The organism is Ruania alba, assembly GCF_900105765.1.
Taxonomy (GTDB): Bacteria; Actinomycetota; Actinomycetes; order Actinomycetales; family Beutenbergiaceae; genus Ruania; species Ruania alba.
On sequence record NZ_FNTX01000002.1, the window covers coordinates 1,625,357 to 1,646,314 of the forward strand.

Sequence of the window (20,958 nt, forward strand, 5' to 3'; positions counted from 1 at the left end):
CGGTGAGGCGTGGTCACGGGATGGTGAGGCGCCCCGAGCGTGACAGTGGGTCCCACAGTCCGCACGCCTGCAGCAGCGTGCGGGCCATCGCCCGGTGACCGTAGGCGTTCGGGTGACATCCATGGCCGAGCCAGTGGTAGACCGAGTTGACCTCGGTGGCTTGCCACACCGCATAGTGGTCCACCAGCACGGCACCGGTCTCCGCGGCCACACCCCGGATCGCCTCGACGTACTCCGCCAGGTGCGCCACCACGTGATCCGGTCCGGTCGTCAGGGTGTCGTTCGGCGTCTGCGCCACCACCAGAGCACCGGTCTCGGCACGGAGCCGGTGCACCAGTTCGGTATAGCGGCGGGCAAAGTCGTGCACACCATCCGTTGTGCCCTTCGTATCGTTCAGACCGGTGCCGATCAGCACGATGTCCGGGCGGTACCGCAGGCACACCGCGTCGAGCTCAGCCAGCAGGTTGCCCACCTGCCACCCACTGACGGCGGTCGTGACCACCCCGTCCCGGGTACGGCCGACCTCCCGGAGCCGTTCGTGGAAGAGCTCCGAGTAGCCACGCGATCCCCAGGTGTGCCATCCCGCCGCCGTGACGCTGTCCCCGATGAAGGACCAGGCCAGCGGCGCCTCCGTGCTGAGCACCTGCACCAGCTCGGGTGCTGCGTCCACCGTGGTCGCCGTCATCGAGGTCGCACGGGCTGCCCGGTACGGGCCGAGGTGTACGCGGCTTCGATGAAGGCCACGGCGGCGCGAGCCTGGCTCGAGGTCACCAGAGGGGGCTGCCCGGTGGTGACCGCGGTGACGAAGTCGGTCAACTGTGCGAGCTGCTGGTCTACTGGCTCGAAGGCTGGCACCTCGTGGCCGTCACGGGCGATGAAGTGCGTGAACTTCTCGGAGAGCGTGACCGCTGTGCCGCCGTCCCCCATCACCGCAACCCGGAGCGGCAGGTTCCCGTACGCCGTCGTGGTGGCCAGGAACGTCAGCAACGCGCCGCTGGTGAAGCGGGCGGTGATGGTGATCGTGTCCTCGACCTCGATCCGTTCGTGCGCCAACAGTCCGCTGTGCGCATAGACCTCCTCGACATCACCGAGCAGCCAGAGCGCCAGATCCACCAGGTGGACGCCCTGGTTCATCAGGGCGCCGCCGCCGTCCAGCGCCCACGTGCCACGCCAGGCGCCCGAGTCGTAGTACTCCTGGGTGCGCCACAGGGCGATCTCGATGTTCGCCGTCGTGAGATTGCCGAGCCGGCCGGACTGGATGGCGTCGCGGAGGAACTGGTTCTCCGGCGCGAACCGGCGTTGGCTCACCACGGAGAGCGTCTTGCCGGACCGCTGCTCAGCGGCGATGATCCGGTCCGCCGCGTCCACGGTCACGTCGATCGGCTTCTCCAGCAGGACATGCTTGCCGGCGTCGAGAGCCGCGATTGTGACATCGGCGTGCAGCCCGGAGGGGATGGCGATGATCACCGCGTCGACGTCGGTGCGGGCCAGCAGCTCGGGCACGGATGCGTCGACGGGTGCGCCGAGGTCGTCACCCACCGCCTGGGCCGATGCCGGGTCGGCGTCCGCGATTGCCACGAGCTGTGCGGGGGAGCTGTCCGTCAGCAGTCGCTTGATGTGCGCCTTCCCGATCACCCCCACACCGATGACGCCGATACGGAGCCGGTCGCTGCTGCTCGGGGCGGGAGTGGTCACGGGAGATCCTTCCGGTTGTGGAGGGCGTCGACGATCGCGCTCATGATGACGATCGGGCTGAGTAGTTCGGCGGCTGGGACCGGCGAGCGTCCGGTTCGGACGGCCTCGACGAATCGGCCCAGCGCGGGGGCGTTGTAGTCCGGGTCGAGGGTTAGCTCCCGGCCCGTGACGCTGGTGGTGCGGGTGGCGACGGCGTAGAACGGCACCCGCTGCTTGCCGTCCGGCACGACGAAGGTGAAGGTCACCTCGACGCCGGCGATACGGATGTGTGCCACGGTGGTGTCGCCATCACGGGTGACGTGAGCGTGAACGGATCCCGGCTCCACCACGGGATTGCCGAGGATCTCCAGTGCGGCCTCGACGTGATGGATGCCGTAGAAGAACAGACCGGAGTACGGGCTGTCCGGATCGGCCGGACCGATCACGGTGAGCTGGCGGAGGGTTTCGGTGCCGCCCTCGCTGACCTCGGCGATCTGCGGGACGAACCGTAAGGCCGAGCAGGAGACCAGTGGTGCGCCCGATGTCTCGGCGGCGGCGATAATCGCCTCGGCGTCCGCGATTCCCGTGGCGAGTGGCTTGTCGACGAGCACGGGCATCCCCGCTCGCAGCAGCGGCTCGGCCTGCTCGCGGTGCCGGGCGCCGTCCCGGGTGGAGATGATGGCGGCGTCGACCTGGCCGCCGAGGTCCTCAGGGCTCTCCACGATGGCGAGGTCGCCATCGGAGGCCAACGTGTGGTTCCGCTCGGACGGGCCGCCGGCGAGCGCGGCGGCGTGGAAACCGGGGTGCCGTTCCTCGGTGTTGAGGAACCGGATGAAGTGGTCGGTGTGCGAGTTCTCGGTACCGATGAAGCCGATGCTTGTCACTGGCGAGCGATCCAATCGCGTCGTTGGTTGGTCCTCCCTAGCCTGACCTGCAATCGGTTGCACGTCAAGTCTGTGAGCAGTGTCGGATCCTCGGCCGGCCGGCGTCCGAAGGGGAAGGCGGGTGGACGCGGCGCCGCCGTCCTCGCCGAGCGGCGCCGCGTCCTGGCGGTAGCTACAGGTCGCTGCACTGTCCCGTCTGTGGTCCGCTGATCACATTCGGGCTGCCCAGATCTGTCGGTGCCGATGCATTGTCGGAGCAGCTGAGCGGGCCCCGGATCTGGTTGTCGGACAGGACGGTCCGCTCGCTGGTGCCGGTGATGGTGACCGGGCCGCTGACCGTCGATCCGACGATCTCCACCACGGTCGCGTTCGTACTGTGCACCGGACCGGCCAGTTGTGCGTCCTGAGCGATGAGGGTGGCGCCCTCACTCAGGGTGATCGAGCCGTGCACACTGCCACCCGTCACGCAGAGCACCTCGTCGGAGATGGCCAGGGGCCCGTCGTGACGGCCGTCGATGGTCGTGGTGCACTCGGGAGCGCGCTCGATGGCGATCTCGTAGAGGTTGGTCTCACCCAGGGCGTAGATCGTGCCGTCCGGGGCGATGTCCATCCGCTTGTAGCCGTCCTCGGCGAGGATTTGCACCTGGTGGCTGTGCGGATCGAAGGCGAAGACGTCGGAGCCGGAGATGCCGTAGAGCAGGCCATCGGTGGGGTGCGCCTGGATCGTGCTGGCCAGACCCCACGGAGAGGAGCTGGCGCCCGTGCCCAGCTCGAGTCGCTCGACCACCTCGCCCGCCGTGATGTCGTACTCGAAGAGGATGCCGGTGTTGGTCACACCCCAGATCGAGTTCCCGACCACGGTCAGGCCGGAGACTACGTCGTTGTCCGGGACGGGAACGAGGGCCTCGACGACTTCGCCGGCGTCCGGGTCGAAGACGACCAGGTGGGCGTCCAGCGGGCTGTTCTGACTGGACAGGCCGCCACGGATCGAGGTTCCGGCGTAGACCAGCCCGTCCGGTCCGAAGGTGACCGATGCGGTGCTCTGGGCATCCACCAGATCGCGATAGGTGTCCCGGCGCTCGTCCATGTCGGTGAGTGTCAGCGCGCCGCCACGGACGCCGTAGTCGGAGACCGTGGCCATCGCCACGAGCGCACCGTCGGTGGCCATCTCGATGATGCGGTCCTGACCCTCACTGATCAACCTGAACTGCTGGGAAGGATTGGTGTCCCAGTCCCACTCGGCAGTCGGGTCACCACGGTGCACGACGGCGTTGGCGTAGCTCCCCGTGAGGATGTCCCCCTCGAAGGTGGCCCAGGAGTCTGCCTGGCTCGGCCCGCTGATCGCCTCGATCTCCTCGGTGGTGGGGTCGAAGCGCCCGAGCAGGCTCGGGCTGAGGTAGTACCCCATGTACACGCGGTCATCCGGGCCGACGTGGATCGAGTGCGCGGTCAGGCGTGAGCCGGACACCTGGCTCTCGAAATATGCCTGCTCCCCGGTCTCGGGATCGAAGCGCCAGAATGAGCCGTCGCGGTTCAACCCGAGGAGGGCGTGCTCGGCCGCGGAGCCTTCTCCGGTCGTGACTAGTGACAGGGCGCGGTGGTTGCCCGTTCCGGCCAGGTCGGTATCGATCCAGCCGGTGGGCGTGACGGAGCAGTCGGTGGTGTCGAACTCCCAGATCTCGTTGCTGGCCTTGTAGTAGAACCGCCCGTCCTCGGTGGATTCGGTGTACGGGTTGTTCAGGTTGACGAACGTCCCGATCGCACCATCGCAGGCCCAGTCCTGGGCCGCGGTGTCCCAGAACAGGGTGTTCGTGCCACCCGAGATCCCGGGGGAGAAGGCCATGGCGATCAGATCGCCGACCTGCTGGCTTCGGTAGAAGCGGGAGATGTGGTCGTACTCGGCGGGCACCTCCATGGTGCTGATCTCGCCCGAGTCGAGGTCGACGGCGACCAGGTTCCCGTTCTGCATCCCGGTGCCGACATACGCCGTGCCGTCGTGGACGGAGAAGCCCTCGGCGTAGGTGTCGCCGTCCTGCTCGTCGACGATGGAACCGTAGTCACGGACCTCACCGGTGGCGGGATCGTAGGAGAAGACCTTCGTGTTCGGGTAGGTGGAGCCGTACAGCAGGCCGTCATCGCCGAGCTGCAGCTCTCGGACCAGCCGTTCACCAACGGGATTCTCCACCGCCTCGGTGATCTCGTGCGTCTCCGCGTCCCAGTGATAGATGATGATGCCCGAGCCAGATCGTAGGCCGAAGTAGGCGCTCCCGTCAGGAAGCGGTTGGATGGGACCACCGATGATCTTCGGTGCCACCTCCGCGCCGGAGATCAGTTCGCCGGTCTCTGCGTTCACGACGGTGAAGCTGGCCGGTTCACCCGATCCGCTGATGTACAGCACCGGTGTTCCGTCGGCCAGGGTTCCAGCCTCGGCGAAGCTGGTGTTCGGTTCAGTAGCGATGTGGCCGCGATCGATCACCTCGGCCGTGAGTCCGAGGCTTGCGGAACCGTCGTCGCCGGATGCGCTCGAGGCCAGCCCGAGGGAAGTGACGGCAGCGACGGCCGTTGCTGCGATGAGGCGGACGTGAGGTCTTGTCGGTGAGGAAATCACCAGTACTCCTCCATGGTCGCGCGCGCCGCGCTCATTGCGACACGCTCGGTCACGATTGCCGATCGGGAGAGTGGCCTGATCGTGTGCCTGGCCCTGCGATCTGATTGCAACCGGTTGCTGGAACGTAACGCCGCCTCGGCGTCACCGTCAAGGGGTGATGGTGGACGGTCGAACAAAGCGCATGCTAGCGTCGATGCCACCGGTTGCAGGATAGTGCTTGGACGATCGCCTCGTCGCGCGCCTCAACCGATCAGTCGTCGTCGAGGGAGACACGCCATGGCCGCCCGGCACACCCGCACCAGACCGCTGAATGTCGACCGAACGGCGGGCTTCACCCGCCGCGGATTCCTGTCCGGAGCGCTGGGCACCGGCGTGGTCGCGGCAGGGTTCGGGGTGCCCGCGATCGCCCCGGCCGCTGGTGCCACGGCGTCGGCGAGCAGTACTAATCTCGGCCCGGCCATCGAAACGGTGAACGTGCGGTCGGTGACCTATGGTGAGCTGCCCGATGGCCGCCAGGTCGCCTATGCGACGTCTAACGGTGAGCCGGCCACGTTCACCATGATCGACATCACCACAGGTGAGAGCCTCTTCGCGACCGAGATCGACGGGGCGAACCTGGGCGGCTTCATCGCGATCGCACCCGATGGAACGGTGTTCTTCACTGCGCGCTCACCGATGCGTGGCGGGCTGTTCTCCTTCGATCCCGTCAGTCACGACGTCATCCAGATCGCGGAGGACATCGCCGGTCAGCGCGTGCTCTACGACGGCACCTTCGACTCCGGCGGCATCCTCTACTTCGGTACCTACCCCGATGCCAAGGTCATCGCCTACGACCCGAGCACCGGTGAGTTCCGGGACTACGGCACGCAGACCGAGGATGCCGCCTATGTGTTCGGCCTCGGCATCGTGGACGGAGAGATCTGGGCCGGCACCGGACCGGTGCCCCACCTGTACCGGATCGATCCGGACAGTGGAGAACGTACAGAGATGCAACCGCCCGCCCACGTCATGGACGGCGCCGACTGGTTCATCGCCATCGAGCCGCGCGACGACCTCGTTTTCGTCCGGTTGTCGCCCCGCGGGGCATACGACATGGCTGTCTACGATCGGAGTCAGGGGCGCTGGCTCGACGACATCGTCGAAGGAACCTTCGCTGCCGCGCTGACCCAGCCCGGGCTCGGGCACAAGGCCTACTTCCTCACCGGTGACGTGCTCACCGGTTACCACCTGCGGGACCAGCGGACCTTCTCCACCGGATTCGAGCACTCTGACCTGCGAGCCGCCATGGCAGGGGCGGTCGGCACGTACGGCATCACCGTCACTGAGATCGCCGGCCTCCCGGCGGACACCGTGGTCGGGCTAAACACGGACGGGCACTTGTGGCACTACAACCTCGCCACGAGGCGTCATGCGCTCATTGACGCCGACATCCTGGGCACCCCAGCCGGTGCACACAGTATCGGCGTGGGCCCGGACGGCCGTGTGTACCTGGGGGCCTATCTGAGCAGCGGTGCGATGAGCCGGATCGATCCGGAGTCCCAGCAGATCGAACAGCTCCGAGGGCCGAAGCAGGCCGACGCGATCGGCGCGCACGACGGGTGGCTCGCCGTCAGCTCGTACCCCGGCGCCATCGTCCACCTCGGCGCACCGGACGAGGACTGGGCGGACTTCGAGAGGATCCTCGAGCTGCGGCGCGGTGCGCCGCACTATCAGGACCGCATCTTCGCCATGACGTCCGTCGGCGACCGGTTGGCCGTCGGGAGCGTCCCGGACTACGGCCAGCTCGGCGGCGCCCTGACGATCGTCGACCCGGCGACCCACGAGCACGCGGTCCATCGCAACGTCGTCCCGCAGCAGAGTGTCGTCTCGCTGGCCTACGCCAACGGGTTCGTCTATGGGGGCACCTCGATCCACGGCGGTCTGTCCACCGAGCCGGCCGCGGGCGAGGCCGAGCTGTTCGTGTGGGACGTGAGCTCCGGCGAGCGGGTCTTCAGCGCGCCGGTGGTGCCCGGGGCTGAGGTCATCAACAGGCTGACCGTGGGACCCGACGCACTGCTCTGGGGCCTCGCCTCCGACGGCACGGTCTTCGCTTTCGACCCCACTCAGCGAACCGTGGTGCGACGCGTCGCGACAGGTCTGACGAACAGCAACTCCTGGGGCCGGAACTCCTCGCTGTACTACCGGCAGGCAGACGCGTCCCTCTATGGCAACAGTGGTGGCGCCCTGTTCCGCGTGGACCCCGCAGAGCTCGAGCTGGAGGTCCTGGTCGAGTCCGGTGTGCGCGGCTCCGCCATGGACGGGCAGGGCCGCATTTACTACGCCGGCGACATCAACGTCTACCGCTACGAGTGACGTTCGGTGCCGCACCCGCGGCACGGAGGACGGCCGGACCTATGCCTGGTCCGGCCCAGCTGGCTGCAGCGGATGCGTACGGGCACCGTGCAGTCACCCGAGGAGGAGGATGCAATGACGCACAACGTACAACCATCCCGCGCCAGACGGAGCGGTCTGATCGCCGGGGTCCTGGCCGCGGTTCTCGCGCTGGTGGCTGCCCCCGCGACACAAGCAACGCCGTCGTCGGCCGTCCCTGAGGCGAGCGTGCACGACCTCGGCCCGGCCGTCATGTCCGTCAACGTCCGGTCGGCGACGTTCGGCTATCTGGACGATGGCACCCCGGTGGCCTACGCCATCTCCAACGGCAATCCTGCGACGTTCACCATGGTGGACGTGCAGACGGGGGAGAGCTTGTTCGCGGCCGAGCTCGATCGCACCACCGTCGGCGGATGGATCGAGATCGCCGACGACGGCACGGTCTACTTCAGCGCGCGTCACCCGATGCCTGCCGGGCTCTTCTCCTTCGATCCGGAGTCTCTCGAGCTCACCCACATCGCCGAGCGTGTGGTTGGCGAGAGCGTGCTGTACGGCGGTGATTTCGGCCCGGACGGGCGACTGTACTTCGGCACCTATCCCCACGCGAAGGTTGCGGCCTACGACCCGACCACGGGTGAGTTCCAGGACTACGGAAGCCAGACCCAGGATGCCGCGTACGTCTTCTCGCTCGGCATCGTCGACGGGGAAGTCTGGGCCGGCACCGGGCCCGTGCCGCACCTGTACGCCATCGACCCTGCCACCGGGGAACGGAGGGAGATCCATCCGCCCGAGCACGTGATGGCCAACACCCAGTGGTTCATCGGACTGGACCAGCGTGCCGACCACGCCTTGATCCGCCTCTCCCCGCGCGGTTCCTACGACACCGCCATGCTGGACCTCACCACCGGTGACTGGAGCGAGGAGATCATTCCCAGCGTGGGTGGATCCGCGCCCACGAGCCTTGACTCGCAGGGGCGGACCTATGTGCTCTCCGAAGGAATGCTGACCGGCTACGACACCACGACGGGGGAGATCGTGCCCACGGGCTTCGCCGAGACCGAGCTCCCCGCGTATCTCGCGCAGCAGGTGAACACCTACGGGATCGAGGTCATGGACCTTCCGGGGACCGAGGGCGATGTCGTGGTCGGGTTGAGCACCGACGGTGACCTGTGGACCTATCACCTCACCACCGGGGAGACCTCGATCATCCGTGCCGAGATTGCGCCGTCACCGGCGGAGGCCCATGGGCTGGGTGTGGGACCGGACGGGAACACCTATATCGGTGCCTACCTCTCCAGCGGTTCGATGACGCGGGTGGATGCGCACACCATGGAGCTGGAGCCGTTGCGCGGGCCTAAGCAGGCCGACGCGATCGCGACGCATGGTGACGAGCTCATCGTCACCTCGTACCCGGGCGCCGTCGTGCACGCCGGGGACCCGGCCGGGGAGTGGAGCTGGGGCGACAACCCGCACCATGTGCTCACTCTCGATCGCGGCGAGCCGTACTACCAGGACCGGATCAACGGGGTCGTGTCCGCCGGCGACACCCTGGCCCTGGGCACTATCCCGGACTACGGCGAGCTCGGCGGCGCGCTGACCTTGCTCGACACGGAGACCGGCGAGTTCGATGTCCACCGGGACATCGTCGCGGACCAGAGCATCATCTCCCTCGCGTACGCCGACGGCCTGATCTACGGCGGCACCTCCATCAGTGGTGGCCTCTCCTCGACACCCGCAGCCGAGGAGGCGCGCCTGTTCATCTGGGACGTCGCCGCCAGTTCGGTCGTCTGGGAAGGGGTGGTCTCGGCCGAGGCCGGGTATATCGCCGGACTGTCCTGGGGAGCCGACGGCATGCTCGCCGGCGGCACCTCCGACGGCCTGCTCTTCGAGTTCGACCCCCAGACTCGCGACGTCACCTGGACGACCCGGCTCTACCCGGCGGCCGAGGGCCGTCGCACCGGGTGGGGATACGCGACGAAGACCATCTGGGACGAACGCACGGGGACCTACCTGGCCACGAGCAACGGCACCTTGTATCAGGCGCACCGGGAGACCGGCGACGTCACGGTCGTGGCCGACGAGATGGAGCAGATCACTCGCGATGGTGTCGGCACCATCATCGGGGTCGACCTGACCCATGCCTACCGCATCGATGTGCACGGCGCGAGTGTGGCCTGCGACGAGACCATCGATGGTCGCCACGACGGTCCGCTCCGGATCGACGCCGGGATCACTTGTGTGTCCGGCGGCACCGTCGACGGACCCGTCACGGTCAGCGAGGGTGCGGGTCTTGTCCTGACCGAGGCGCAGGTCTCCGGGCCGGTGCGAGCCGACGACGCCGCCGTGCTGCAGGTCGTCGAGTCCACGATCGGTGGGGCCGTGCACGTCAACGGTACGACCGATGATGTGGTGATCCGCGGCACCACGATCGACGGGTCCGTGGGCGTCCAGGGCGGTACGACCGCGCTCGCCCCGGTGATCGGCGGCAACACGGTGCACGGTTCACTGTCCTGCCGGGCGAACGACCCTGCACCGGTGGATCAGGACCTCGGCAACCACGTTGCGGGAGCCCTGCTCGGGCAGTGCGCCGACCTGTAGGCAGCGCAGCGACGGCGAAGGCCCGCCCCGAGATCGGGGCGGGCCTTCGCTGTGGCGTCAGTCCGCGAGCTCAGCGCACTGGCCGCTGGCCGGTCCGTCCACCACGTTCGGCACGTCCTCGTCGCTCGGTGCCTGCGCGTTGGCGCTGCACCGTAGCGGACCACCGATCTGGTTCCCGGCCACCACGACTGACCCGGTCGACCGGTTGATCGTCACCGGACCGGAGATCGTGGTGTCCCGCACGGTGACCGTCGCGGCGCCGTCGGCCCGGAACGGTCCCTCCAGGTCCGATCCCACGAGGACGACGGAGGCGCCGTCGCTCACGGTCAGCGGCCCCTCCAGCGTCGCACCGGTGATGCAGGTGGTCCCGCCGTCAACGTGCACCGAGCCGGTGTGGGTGCCGGTGATCTCCCGCTCGCACTGTGGTCCGGGAAGGTGGTACCGGAACACATTCGTGGCATCGGTGTAGAAGACGTCGCCGGCTGCGACGGCGGCACGCTGGACGCCACCGTCGACGAGGATCTCCACCTCGGCCGACTGCGGGTCGAACCGGAACAGCGTGCCGCTCGTACTCCCGTACATCAGCCCGTCGGCGGGATTGAGCTCCAACGTGCTCTGGGTGCCCCAGATGTTGCCGTGCATGAGTCCGGTGTCGATGCTCTGGGCGACCTCGCCGGCCGCCGTGTCGTAGTGGAACAGCGCACCGGTGTCGGCCATGCCCCACAGGCGGCCGGCTCCGTCGAAGGCCAGGGCATGGATGACCTCGGCGCCCTCGATCACGGGGGCGCTGCCGAGAAGCCCGCGCTCGATGTCCCACGCGAACAGTTCAGCGGTCTCCTGGGTCGGTGTGGAGTCCAGGCCACCGTGGATCGAGGTGCCGCCGTAGACCACGCCGTTCGCATACGCGACGTCGGTCACGCTCTGGTCCGGTACGACATGACGGTGCACCTCGTATTCCCCGGTACCCGGGTCGAACAAGGTGAGTGCACCGCCGAGCTCGCCATAGGTGGAGATCGTGCCGGCCGCGACCAGGTCGCCGGCGCTGGTGAGGTGCCGTGGCCGGTCCTGTCCGGTGGCGTCACGCCCCAGCGTGAACAGGTGCCGGGGGTTCGTGCCCCACTCCCACGTCTCGCCCGCCTCGGCCGCGTAGAAGCCCGCACTCGGGTAGGTGCCGATCACCGTCTGCCGGCCGTGGGCGGTGATCGCGTCGGCCTGCTCGGGACCGTCCATCTGGCGGATCTCGTCGGTCGTGGTGTCGATCCGGGCCATCACACCCGGGCTGAGGTAGGCGCCGATGTACACGGCGCCATCGCCCCCCTCGGCGATGGACATGACCGTCACCGGCGCGCCGGGGGTCTGCGTGAACAGGACGTCCCCGTTCCCGGTTGTGGCGCCAGATCCGTCCGTCCGAGCGCACCCCCAGCAGCGTCTGACCCGGGAACTCCTCCGTCCCCAGCTCGGTCAGGAACAGGCGGGTGGTACCCGCTGTCTCGGCTGCGATGCCGCCGAGGTCGACCGGGCTGGACTCACGAGCGGCGACGTCATAGGCGAACGGTTGCCCGTCGGTGCCAAGATAGTAGAAGGCGCCGCCTGCCATCTGCTCCGTGTACAGCCACATCCCCGAGATGGCCAGTGAATCGACCCATCCGGTGCCATCGTGCACGTGGGCGGTGGCGCCATCGACCTGACGGTGGGTGATGACTCGGATGTCGTCGTAGGTCTCGATGCGTTGGACGAAGCCGCCACCCTCGGGTACCCCGGGCGGCAGGTCGATCGGTGTCGTCGCCCCGGTGTCCGGGTCCAGGGAGTACAACTGTGCAGGCAGGCCGGCTCCTGCCCAGACGTCGCCGGAGTTCGCCTCCAGTCCCCACGCGTAGTCACTCTCCGGCGCGATCGTTCCGAAGCTCGTGACCTCCTCAGTTGCCAGATCCATCGCGTAGACCGTGGCACCCGGGTACGTGGTGCCGTAGAGCGTGTCGCCGTCGATGTCGAGGGTGCGCAGCATCTGTTCGCCCGCGATGCCACTGGCAATCTCGACCAGCTCACCGGAGCCGGGCTGGTACCGCCAGAGCGTGCCGTCGTTGGGGCTGCGGACACTGAGATACACCGTGTCGTCCTCGGCAACGTCGATCGAGGATGCCACCGAGTAGGGCGGCATCTCATGGCTGTCGAGCAGGTCGCCGGTGCGGAGGTCGATGACGTTGAAGCTGACGGGTTCGCCGTCGGAGAAGAGGTAGGCGACGGGTGTGCCGTCCGCGAGGACGTCGACGTCGGACAGGCGCACGTTCGGGGCTTGCATCGCCACCCCGAGGTCGCTCACGTGCTCCTCCGCGGCCGGTGATCTTTCCTGCGGTGCTCCTGCCGCCGCACCCGCGCAGAGGGTCACGGCGAGCGTGCCGGCCGTGACGGCGGCCAGTGCGCCGCAGGCTGCGCGGGTGGAGGAGGTGGCAGAGATGAGCGGTGGGCTCGACATGTTCTCCCCGTTACAGGTCACGGCACTGGCCTGTCTGGGGACCGCTGACCGTGTTCGGCACACCGAGATTGGTCGGCGCTGGACTGTTCTCCGAGCAGGCGAGCCGTCCGTTCACCTCGGAGCCGGAGATCGTCGTGCTCCGCGTGGATCCGACGATGCTGACACCACCGGAGATCGAGGACTCGGTGAGCTCGATCCACGAGGCTGAGGTGCTGTGCACCGGTCCGAGCAGGGTGGCCCCGTGTGCGATCAGGCTCGCGCCCTCGTTCACGGTGGTCGGGCCGTCGATGGTGCCATCCGCGATGCACGTGACACCGTCGGTGACGGTCAGCGGGCCGTGATGAGTGCCATCGATCGTGGTGGTGCACTCGGGCGCGTTGGCCTCGATGTCGATCCGGTACAGGTTCGTCGCGTCGATGCCGTAGATATCGCCCGAGCCGGTGATCGTGATCCGCTTGAACTCCGCCTCGGTCAGGAACTGGAAGTCCTGGGTGGCCGGGTCGAACGCAAAGATCGACTGACCAGCGATCCCGTAGAGCAGGCCGTCGCTGGGATGGGCCTGGATTGCGCTGGCGAGGCCCCACGGTGAGGGCGACTGGCCGGTGCCCAGGTCCGTCGTCGAGGTCACGGTGCGCGTGGTGGTGTCGAAGCTGAACACCAACCCGGTGTTCGTCACCCCCCAGAGCGTGTCGCCTCGCACGGCAAGGCCGGCCACGGTGTCGTTGTCCGGTACCGGCACCTCGGCGTACAGCAGCTGCCGTGAGTCCGGATCGAAGATGACCAGATGCGCGTCCAGCGGGCTGTTCGGGCTGGACAACCCACCCCGTACCCCAGTTCCTGCGTAGATCAGGCCGTCCTCGCCGAACGCCACCGACGTGACGCTCTGATGTTCCACGAGGTCGCGGTAGACATCGGTCGTGCCGTCCATGTCGGTCACTGTCAACGAGCCGCCGCGAAAGCCGTAGTCGGAGACGGTGCCGAAGACGATGATCTCGTCGTCGGTATCCATCGCCACGATCCGGTCCTGGTCGTCGCCGATCAGCCGGAACATCTGGGCCGGGTTGGTGCCCCAGTCCCACGGCTGTGCGGGGTCGCCCATATGCACGACGGCGTTCGGATAGCTGCCGATGACCAGTTGCTCTCCGAACCCGATCAGCGAGCTGGCCTGCCCGGGACCGTTCAGCTCTGTGATCTCCTCGGTGACCGGGTCGAACCTGCCGATCGTGCCAGGGCCGAGGTAGGTGGACACGTAGACCCGGTCGTCCGGGCCGTTGGTGACCGTGTGTGCGGTCAGCGGTGCCCCGGGCACGTTGCTGTCGAACGCACCGTGTTCGCCGGTGGCGGGGTCGAACCGCCAGGTGGACCCGTCATTGTTGATCCCGACCAGCAGCGGCGTCGCGGAGTCGCCTTCGCCGATCATCACCATGTCGATCACGCGGGTGTCGTTGTCCAGATCGGCGGCGTTCCACCCGGTGGGCTCCACCGCGCAGTCGGCGGAGTCGAACGACCAGATCTCGTCTTCCGACATGTAGTACATGCGCCCATCCGGCGTGGCCTGGGTGAACGGACCGTTGAGGTCGAGGAACCGGGGGATGGCGCCCTCACACGTCCACTCTTCGTTCACCGTGTCCCAGAAGAGGGTGTTGGTGCCGCCGGAGATTCCTGGGGAGAAGCCCATGGCGATCAGGTCGCCGACCTGTCGGAACTTGTAGAAGTACCGCAGCACGTCGTCCGCCTCTTGGGGCAACGGGATCTCGGCGATCTCACCCGTGGCGGTGTCGACCGTCATCACGTGCCCGGCGCCGATCCCGGTGCCGAGGTACATGATGCCGTCGGACTCCTCGAGCCCCCAGGCGTACTTGTCATCGGTGGTCACCGACCCGAAGTCCACCACCTCACCGGTCTCCGGGTTGTAGGTGAACGCCTTGGCGCGCGGGTAGGTGCTCCCGTAGATCAGACCGTTCTCGCCCACGACGAGACTCCGCGTCACTGCGTCGCCGGTCGGGCTCTCGATGAGGAACTCCAGCTCATCGGTCGCTGGGTCATAGCGGTGCACGAGGGTGCTCTTGCCATCCCGGACCCCGAAGTAGACGGTGCCGTCCGGTGCGATCGCCGGGTAGCTGCCGACGGTCTTCGGCGGTAGCTCGAAGGACGAGATGAGCTCTCCGGTGTCCATGTTGATCACGTTGAAGCTGACTGGGTTGCCGTCGGAGATCGCGTAGCTGACCGGTGTCCCGTCCGGCAGCACACCGGCCGCACCGGTGCGAACATTGCGCTCGCTGGCCGCAACGCCGAGGTCGACGACAGATGCAGACAGATCCAGGGAGGGATCCGTTGCCGATGCATCGGGCTCGGCGCTTGCCGCGCCGCTGACCACCAGTGTGCTGGCCACCGCGAGAGCTGCTCCCAGTGGGACGAGGCGCCGGCGGCGCTGGTGATATCGGGATCGAGCGGGGCGATTCCTCATGCCAAACCTCCATGTAGTGCACGCGGATGGCCGCGGCCGCCGCCTGTCGGAGGGTTCCCCGGGGACCGCGACCTCGCGGTTCGACGGTCCTGACGGCGTGAGACTGCAACCCGTTGCAAGAACCGTGGTCCGGTCAACGTAGGTCTGCTCGGGCGGAGTGTCAAGGGTCACGAGTGCGCTCCGTCGAACCTTTCTGCCACCGATTGCAGGATCGCTCGAAGTGGCCGCCAGATTCGCTTGACCCGAGGCGGATTGCGTCGCTATCGTGGCCTGCAATCGGTTGCAACGGAGATCTGGATCACGGTGTTGTGACGACGGCTCGTCCCGAAGGGAAGTAGATATGAACGGCGCAATCACGGTCAGTCGGCGATTGTTCGTCGGAGGTGGTCTGGGTGCCGCCGCGGCGACCCTCACTGGATGCAACTTCCAGCAGGACGCCACGGTGCCCGAGGGGTCGGGTGACGGTGACGGACCATCGGGGAAGCTGACGCTCGTCCAGTCGACGGCCACGATCGACTCGCTCGATCCGCACTACGTCAGCAATGCCATGCTGGTGCTCCCGGCCGGGCTTCTCGAGGGATTGGTGTTCTCCAACGACGAGGGCACGGATGTGGTGCCGGCGGCCGCGGAGTCGTGGGAGGTGTCCGACGACGGGCTCACCTACACATTCACGATGCGTGACGGTGCCACCTGGTCCAATGGTGACCCGGTGACGTCGGCCGATGTGCTGTGGACCTATGAGCGGCTGCTGACACCGACCGGAGCCGGTTCCAACTTCGCGTCCGGCTCGTCCAGCTACCAGGTCGGCCTCGGCATCAAGGGAGCCGCGGACTTCCTCTCCGGGGCGGAGTCGTCGTTCGACTCGGTCGGTATCAGTGCCCCTGACGACGCCACCGTGGTGATCGAGCTGGAGGCGCCGAACCCGGACTTCCTCATCCTGCTGACGCACTACTCGATGGTGCTGCTGCACCAGGGAAGCGTGGAGGCGGACGACACCGGCTGGCAGGAACCGGAGGGCTGGGTCGGCAATGGCGCCTACGTCCCGACCAGCTGGGCGCCGACGTCGTCGTTGGTGCTGCAGGCAAACCCCAACTATTGGGATCGCGAGGCCGTCTCGGTCGGCACGATCGAGATGCGTCTGGGCGGCGATTCGGCGACGAACCTGGTGGCCTTCAAGTCCGGTGAGCTCGATGTGGTCACCGTGTCCGCGTCCTCGGTGCAGAACGACGAGGATATCCAGGATCGTCTAGTGGACGTGAGCGGCTACGGGACGTCCTACTTGCAGCGCATGTGGGGTGGCCACCCCGCCCTGACCGACGCCCGGGTACGTCGTGCCCTCTCCATGGCGATCGACCGCGAGGCCCTCGCCGCTGTGGGCGGCGGGAGCGTGGCCGGAACGTCTCTCGTGCCCAACGTCGTGCCGGACTGGAGCGACGAGCTCGCCATCGGGTACGACGTTGACGGTGCGCGGTCGCTGTTGGAGGAGGCAGGGCTGGGCGACGGGTTGCCGGATGCGCGGGTGCAGTTCAACTTCGAAAGCGCGTGGTTGGAAGCGCTGCGGGAGCAGTGGGCCGACGCCCTCGGACTGACCCTGAACATCGAGATCCTCGAGTCGGGCGTGCATTCGGACACCCGCTGGGCGCCCCATGAGGACACCTCGGTGATGAGTTTCTACGCCGGCACCTTCTCCGGGCTGCCGACGATGAACAACTGGGTCTACAACATCTTCGGGGTCAATTACGTTCGCCAGTTCAGCCTCTCCGCCGAGGACTGGCTGGCCTACCAGGCTGTGCAGGCGGACGAGGGCCTCTCCGGGCCTGAGAAGGCCGAGGAGACCGAGCGCATCCTGGCCAACGACTCCACCCCGAGGCGCAGGAATACGCCCGGCTGGCGAACGAGGCACGGGAAAGCCAGGACGAAGCGCAGCGCTTGGAGAAGTTCCTCGCGGCGGCGAAGGTTCGGGAGGAGATGGCGTTCACCATTCCGATCATGTGGAACTCGATGCTCTGGGCTGTCGCTCCGCACGTCAGCGGATTGGCGCCTCGGCCGTCGCCGGAGGGCTACTACCTCAAGCATCTCGGGACCACGGAAGAGTGAGCCGCACCTGGTCGTTCCTGGATCGGTCGCGGGGGCAGGGCCCCGGTGCTGGGAGGAGGTCTCGATGAGGGTTGCCGTCTTCATCGGCCGTCGCGTGCTGCGGATGGTGCTGTGTCTGATCGCTGTGTCCGTGCTGACCTTCGTGCTGCTGCAGCTCGCTCCCGGCGACTTCGCCGGGATCCAGGCTGTCGGCGGCGGGACGGTCGGGCTCGCAGCTGATGCCACCGCCGAAAGTACCGCGGGCCTCGCGGCGCGCTACGGCGCGGACGTGCCGCTGTGGGAACAGTACTTGCGCTTCATGGCGGGTGCGGTCACCGGTGATATGGGACCGAGCTACAAGTACCCGCAGTCGAGCGTGGAAGAGATCATCGCCGGGGCGTTCCCGATCTCGGCGAGCCTCGCCGCGTTGGCCATCGCCGTGGCCGTGATGGTGGCCGTGCCGATTGGGGTGCTCGCCGCCGTGCGTCGGCGCTCGCCCTTGGACTGGGGCACGATGTTCGTGGCGACGCTCGGCCACGGGCTGCCGAACTACCTCGCCGGTCTGGTCCTGGTACTGATCTTCGCCGCCGGGCTCGGGCTGTTCCCCACGTTCGGCTGGACGGGTCCGGAGAACATGGTCCTGCCAGTTCTCGCACTGGCGATCTCACCGATCGGGCAGCTGGCCCGGTACGTGCGCTCCTCGGTGCTGGAGAACCTACGCGAGGAGTATGTGGTGGCAGCCCGTTCGAAAGGCGGCACCGCCCGGACCATCCTGGTGCGGCACGTGCTCCGCAACTCCACCATGCCCCTGGTCACGGTGGTCGGTCCGATGTTCGCGGGCCTGGCCACCGGCACGATCTTCGTCGAGAAGATCTTCGGCATTCCGGGTCTCGGCCACTACTTCACCGAGGCCGCCGCCGCACGAGACATGCCACTGCTGATGGGAACCACGCTGTTCTTCGCTGCCCTCCTGATGCTCATGAACCTCATCGTCGATCTTTCCTATGCCGTCCTGGACCCGAGGGTGCGCGCCGATCTGGGCCTCGCCGGTCGAGGTGGCCGTCGAATGCGCACCAAGGGCCACCCAGGGGCCGGCAGCGCAGACCAGCGCTCGACCACGCCCACTGTGGCAGGGCCGATCTGATGGCCGTCACCGACCATCACGCCGGCGACGAACCGACCGGACCGGTTCCGCAGCCACGAAGTGAGTGGTCCCGTCGCTGGGGTCGTTACCGCCGCAACCGGCTCGCCGTCCTCGGTCTGGGCATTGTCACCATCGCCGTCCTGATGGCACTCACGGCGCCAGTGCTCGCGCCGCACGGGTATGCCGACATCAATCCCGGCCAGGAGTTCCTGCCGGCGTTCTCCCCGGACCACCTGATGGGAACCGATCTGCTCGGGCGGGACCTGCTGTCCCGGCTGATCTACAGCCTCCGCACCGCATTGTTCATCGCCGTGGCCGCCGAGCTGCTCTCGCTCGCGATCGCCTTCGCCGTCGGCCTGGCAGCCGGTTACCGCGGTGGCAAGGTCGACCAATGGCTGATGGCAGGCACCGACGTGATGTATGCGTTCCCCGGTTACCTGTTCGCCGTGCTCCTCGTGGCGGTGATGGGACGGAGTACCTGGGCCGTGATCCTCGCACTGACCATTGCGAGCTGGGTGGGGCAGTCACGACTGCTGCGCGCTCAGATCATGCGGTTGAAGACGTTGGAGTATGTCGAGGCCGGGCGCGCGATGGGTGCGACCGGCTTCACCCTGGTGATGCGGTACATGGTGCCGAACGCGCTCGGCCCGGTGCTGGTGAGTACCAGCTTCGGGATCCCCGCGAACATGCTGGCGGAGTCCGGACTGGCGATCCTCGGGCTCGGGGTCGCGCCACCCGTACCCTCGCTGGGCACGATGATCATCGACGGGTACCGGTTCGTCCTCACGGACCCGGGCCTGATCGCGTGGCCGGTAGGAATATTCGTACTGATCATGCTGGCCTTCACCTGGGTCGGGGACGGGGTTCGGGATGCCTTCGATGTCGACGAGAGCTGAGCACGCCGGCGCTGCGGCTCCGGTAGCAGGGGTGGCGTTGGACGTCACCGGGCTGAACGTGGGTTTCGGCATGCCGGATGGCACCACCACGTGGGTCGTGCACGATCTGGACGTGACGGTGCCCGAGCACGGGTCGTTGGCCATCGTCGGTGAGTCAGGAAGCGGCAAGAGCGTCTCCATGCGCGGCATTCTCGGCCTGCTTCCCGGCAACGCCACGGTCACCGGTCGTGCGGTCCTGCGGACTCCCGCTGCGAACGGACTTGAGTTGATCGGGGCCCCCGAAGGAGCCGTGCGGCGCATCCGAGGGCGCGACGTCGGCATGGTCTTCCAGAACGCGATGGAGGCGCTGAATCCCTCCATCCCGCTCGAGCGACAGCTCACCGAGCATCTGATCTGGCACGGGCTGTGCGGGCGGCAGGAGGCGACCAGGCGAGCGGTCCAGGCACTCGGCGATGTCGGTATCCCGGAGCCGGAACGCCGGTTGCGGATGTACCCGTTCCAGTTGTCCGGCGGTATGCGCCAGCGGGCCATGATTGCGATGGCCACGATCACCCGGCCGCAGCTGGTGATCGCTGACGAACCGACCACGGCGCTCGATGTCACCGTGCAGAAGCAGATCCTCGATCTGCTGGTCGAACTGCGCGAGCGTGGGATGGCGCTGGTGATGATCACCCATGATCTCGGCGTCGCGCGGTACGTGTGTGACTCCGCCGTCGTCATGCGCGAGGGCCTGGTGCTCGAACGTGCGCCCATCGCAGAGTTGATCGAGACCCCGCAGCACGAATACAGCCAGAGCCTGGTCGATGCGGCTCTGGACGTGGGAGACGGGCCGGCGCCGATCCAGGTTATCGACCCCGCACGGCCGCCGGATCAGGTCAACGGCCCGTCCGGCAGCAGGGACCCGGTGGAGGAGGCAGGTGCGCCGGTGCTCCAGGTCCGCGATCTGCGGAAGGTATTCGAGGGTCGCGCCGGTGATGTCCTTGCCGTCGATGGAGTGTCCTTCGACCTGCGGCCCGGACGCACCCTCGGCGTGGTGGGGGAGTCCGGTTCCGGTAAGTCGACTCTCGCCCGGTTGATCCTCCGGCTCGTGGAGCCGACGGCCGGGGAGGTGCAGTTGGACGGGGAGGACCTGCTCGCGTTGTCCGGCAGTGCGTTGCGTCGGCGGCGTCGCGGGATGCAGATGGTGTTCCAGTCACCGTACGGTTCGTTGCTGCCCACCTACACGGCCGCGGAGAACATCGCTGAGCCGCTCCGGATCAACAAGATCGGCACGCGTGGGGAGCGCAGGGAACGCGCGCTGGAGCTTCTCGAGCGAGTGCAACTGGCTCCGCAGTTCGCGGATGTCTACCCCCGGCAGCTCTCCGGCGGGCAGCAGCAGCGCGTGGCGATCGCCCGCGCCCTCGCGCTCGAGCCTGCGCTCTTGGTGGGTGACGAGCCGACCTCCGCGCTGGATGCCTCGGTGCAGGCCCAGGTCCTCGACCTGTTGCGACGGCTTCAGGACGACCTCGGCTTCGCGATGCTGCTCATTACCCACAACCTGGCAGTGGTGGAACGGCTTGCCGACGATGTGATGGTGATGCGCAGTGGCGAGGTGGTGGAGAAGGTACCGACGGCACAGCTCTTCTCCGCGCCGGAGCACGACTACACGAAGACCTTGCTGGATGCAGTGCTCCCCGTTCGGAACGGCGCCGGGGCCATGCCGCGCTGACATTCAGCCGGCACCACCGGTCGGCGTGGACGGCTCGGCATCCCCCAGGCCCGGCGTGGC

11 protein-coding genes are annotated in these 20,958 nt (G+C 67.6%); 5 read left to right on the forward strand and 6 right to left on the reverse strand.

What is annotated here, in order from left to right; translation table 11 throughout:
* Window positions 1–13 precede the first annotated feature (13 nt).
* The 4 genes from BLU77_RS17690 to BLU77_RS17705 form a co-directional block, all read right to left on the reverse strand.
* Window positions 14–685, reverse strand: a complete 672-nt coding sequence (locus tag BLU77_RS17690; protein WP_089774336.1) for an SGNH/GDSL hydrolase family protein — start codon at window positions 683–685, stop codon at window positions 14–16.
* Entirely contained in the window at window positions 682–1,695 is a 1,014-nt protein-coding gene (locus tag BLU77_RS17695; RefSeq protein WP_089774337.1) for a Gfo/Idh/MocA family protein, read from the reverse strand. The genes BLU77_RS17690 and BLU77_RS17695 overlap by 4 nt, the downstream gene beginning before the upstream one ends.
* A complete protein-coding gene (locus BLU77_RS17700) occupies window positions 1,692–2,558 on the reverse strand; it encodes a Gfo/Idh/MocA family oxidoreductase (protein WP_175477196.1) in 867 nt (288 codons plus the stop codon). The genes BLU77_RS17695 and BLU77_RS17700 overlap by 4 nt, the downstream gene beginning before the upstream one ends.
* Window positions 2,559–2,730: 172 nt before the next feature.
* A complete protein-coding gene (locus BLU77_RS17705) occupies window positions 2,731–5,166 on the reverse strand; it encodes an NHL repeat-containing protein (RefSeq protein ID WP_089774339.1) in 2,436 nt (811 codons plus the stop codon).
* A 276-nt stretch (window positions 5,167–5,442) separates the two neighbouring features.
* Between BLU77_RS17705 and BLU77_RS17710 the strand changes: the two genes are divergently transcribed.
* Both BLU77_RS17710 and BLU77_RS17715 read left to right on the forward strand, forming a co-directional pair.
* Entirely contained in the window at window positions 5,443–7,518 is a 2,076-nt protein-coding gene (locus BLU77_RS17710) for an NHL repeat-containing protein (protein WP_089774340.1), read from the forward strand.
* Between the two features lie 114 nt (window positions 7,519–7,632).
* Window positions 7,633–10,134: an NHL repeat-containing protein gene (locus tag BLU77_RS17715; protein WP_089774341.1), complete on the forward strand. Its 2,502-nt coding sequence runs from the start codon at window positions 7,633–7,635 to the stop codon at window positions 10,132–10,134.
* A 1,078-nt stretch (window positions 10,135–11,212) separates the two neighbouring features.
* Here BLU77_RS17715 and BLU77_RS17720 read toward each other — a convergent pair.
* Both BLU77_RS17720 and BLU77_RS17725 read right to left on the reverse strand, forming a co-directional pair.
* A complete protein-coding gene (locus BLU77_RS17720) occupies window positions 11,213–12,454 on the reverse strand; it encodes an NHL repeat-containing protein (protein ID WP_175477197.1) in 1,242 nt (413 codons plus the stop codon).
* A gap of 163 nt (window positions 12,455–12,617) precedes the next feature.
* On the reverse strand, window positions 12,618–14,999 hold the full coding sequence (locus tag BLU77_RS17725) for an NHL repeat-containing protein (RefSeq protein WP_089774343.1): 2,382 nt from the start codon (window positions 14,997–14,999) through the stop codon (window positions 12,618–12,620).
* Between the two features lie 415 nt (window positions 15,000–15,414).
* On the opposite strand from BLU77_RS17725, the gene BLU77_RS17730 reads away from it, so the two are divergent.
* From BLU77_RS17730 to BLU77_RS17740, 3 genes are read left to right on the forward strand one after another with little or no spacing between them, the layout of a single operon-like run.
* The gene (locus BLU77_RS17730) at window positions 15,415–18,294 is read left to right on the forward strand and encodes an ABC transporter substrate-binding protein (protein ID WP_089774344.1); all 2,880 of its coding nucleotides are present in this window, start codon (window positions 15,415–15,417) and stop codon (window positions 18,292–18,294) included.
* Complete coding sequence (locus BLU77_RS17735; protein ID WP_089774345.1) at window positions 18,294–19,190, forward strand: ABC transporter permease; 897 nt, start codon at window positions 18,294–18,296, stop codon at window positions 19,188–19,190. Before BLU77_RS17730 ends, BLU77_RS17735 begins: the two co-directional genes overlap by 1 nt.
* On the forward strand, window positions 19,174–20,898 hold the full coding sequence (locus tag BLU77_RS17740; RefSeq protein WP_089774346.1) for a dipeptide ABC transporter ATP-binding protein: 1,725 nt from the start codon (window positions 19,174–19,176) through the stop codon (window positions 20,896–20,898). The genes BLU77_RS17735 and BLU77_RS17740 overlap by 17 nt, the downstream gene beginning before the upstream one ends.
* The last annotated feature ends 60 nt before the right edge of the window (window positions 20,899–20,958 follow it).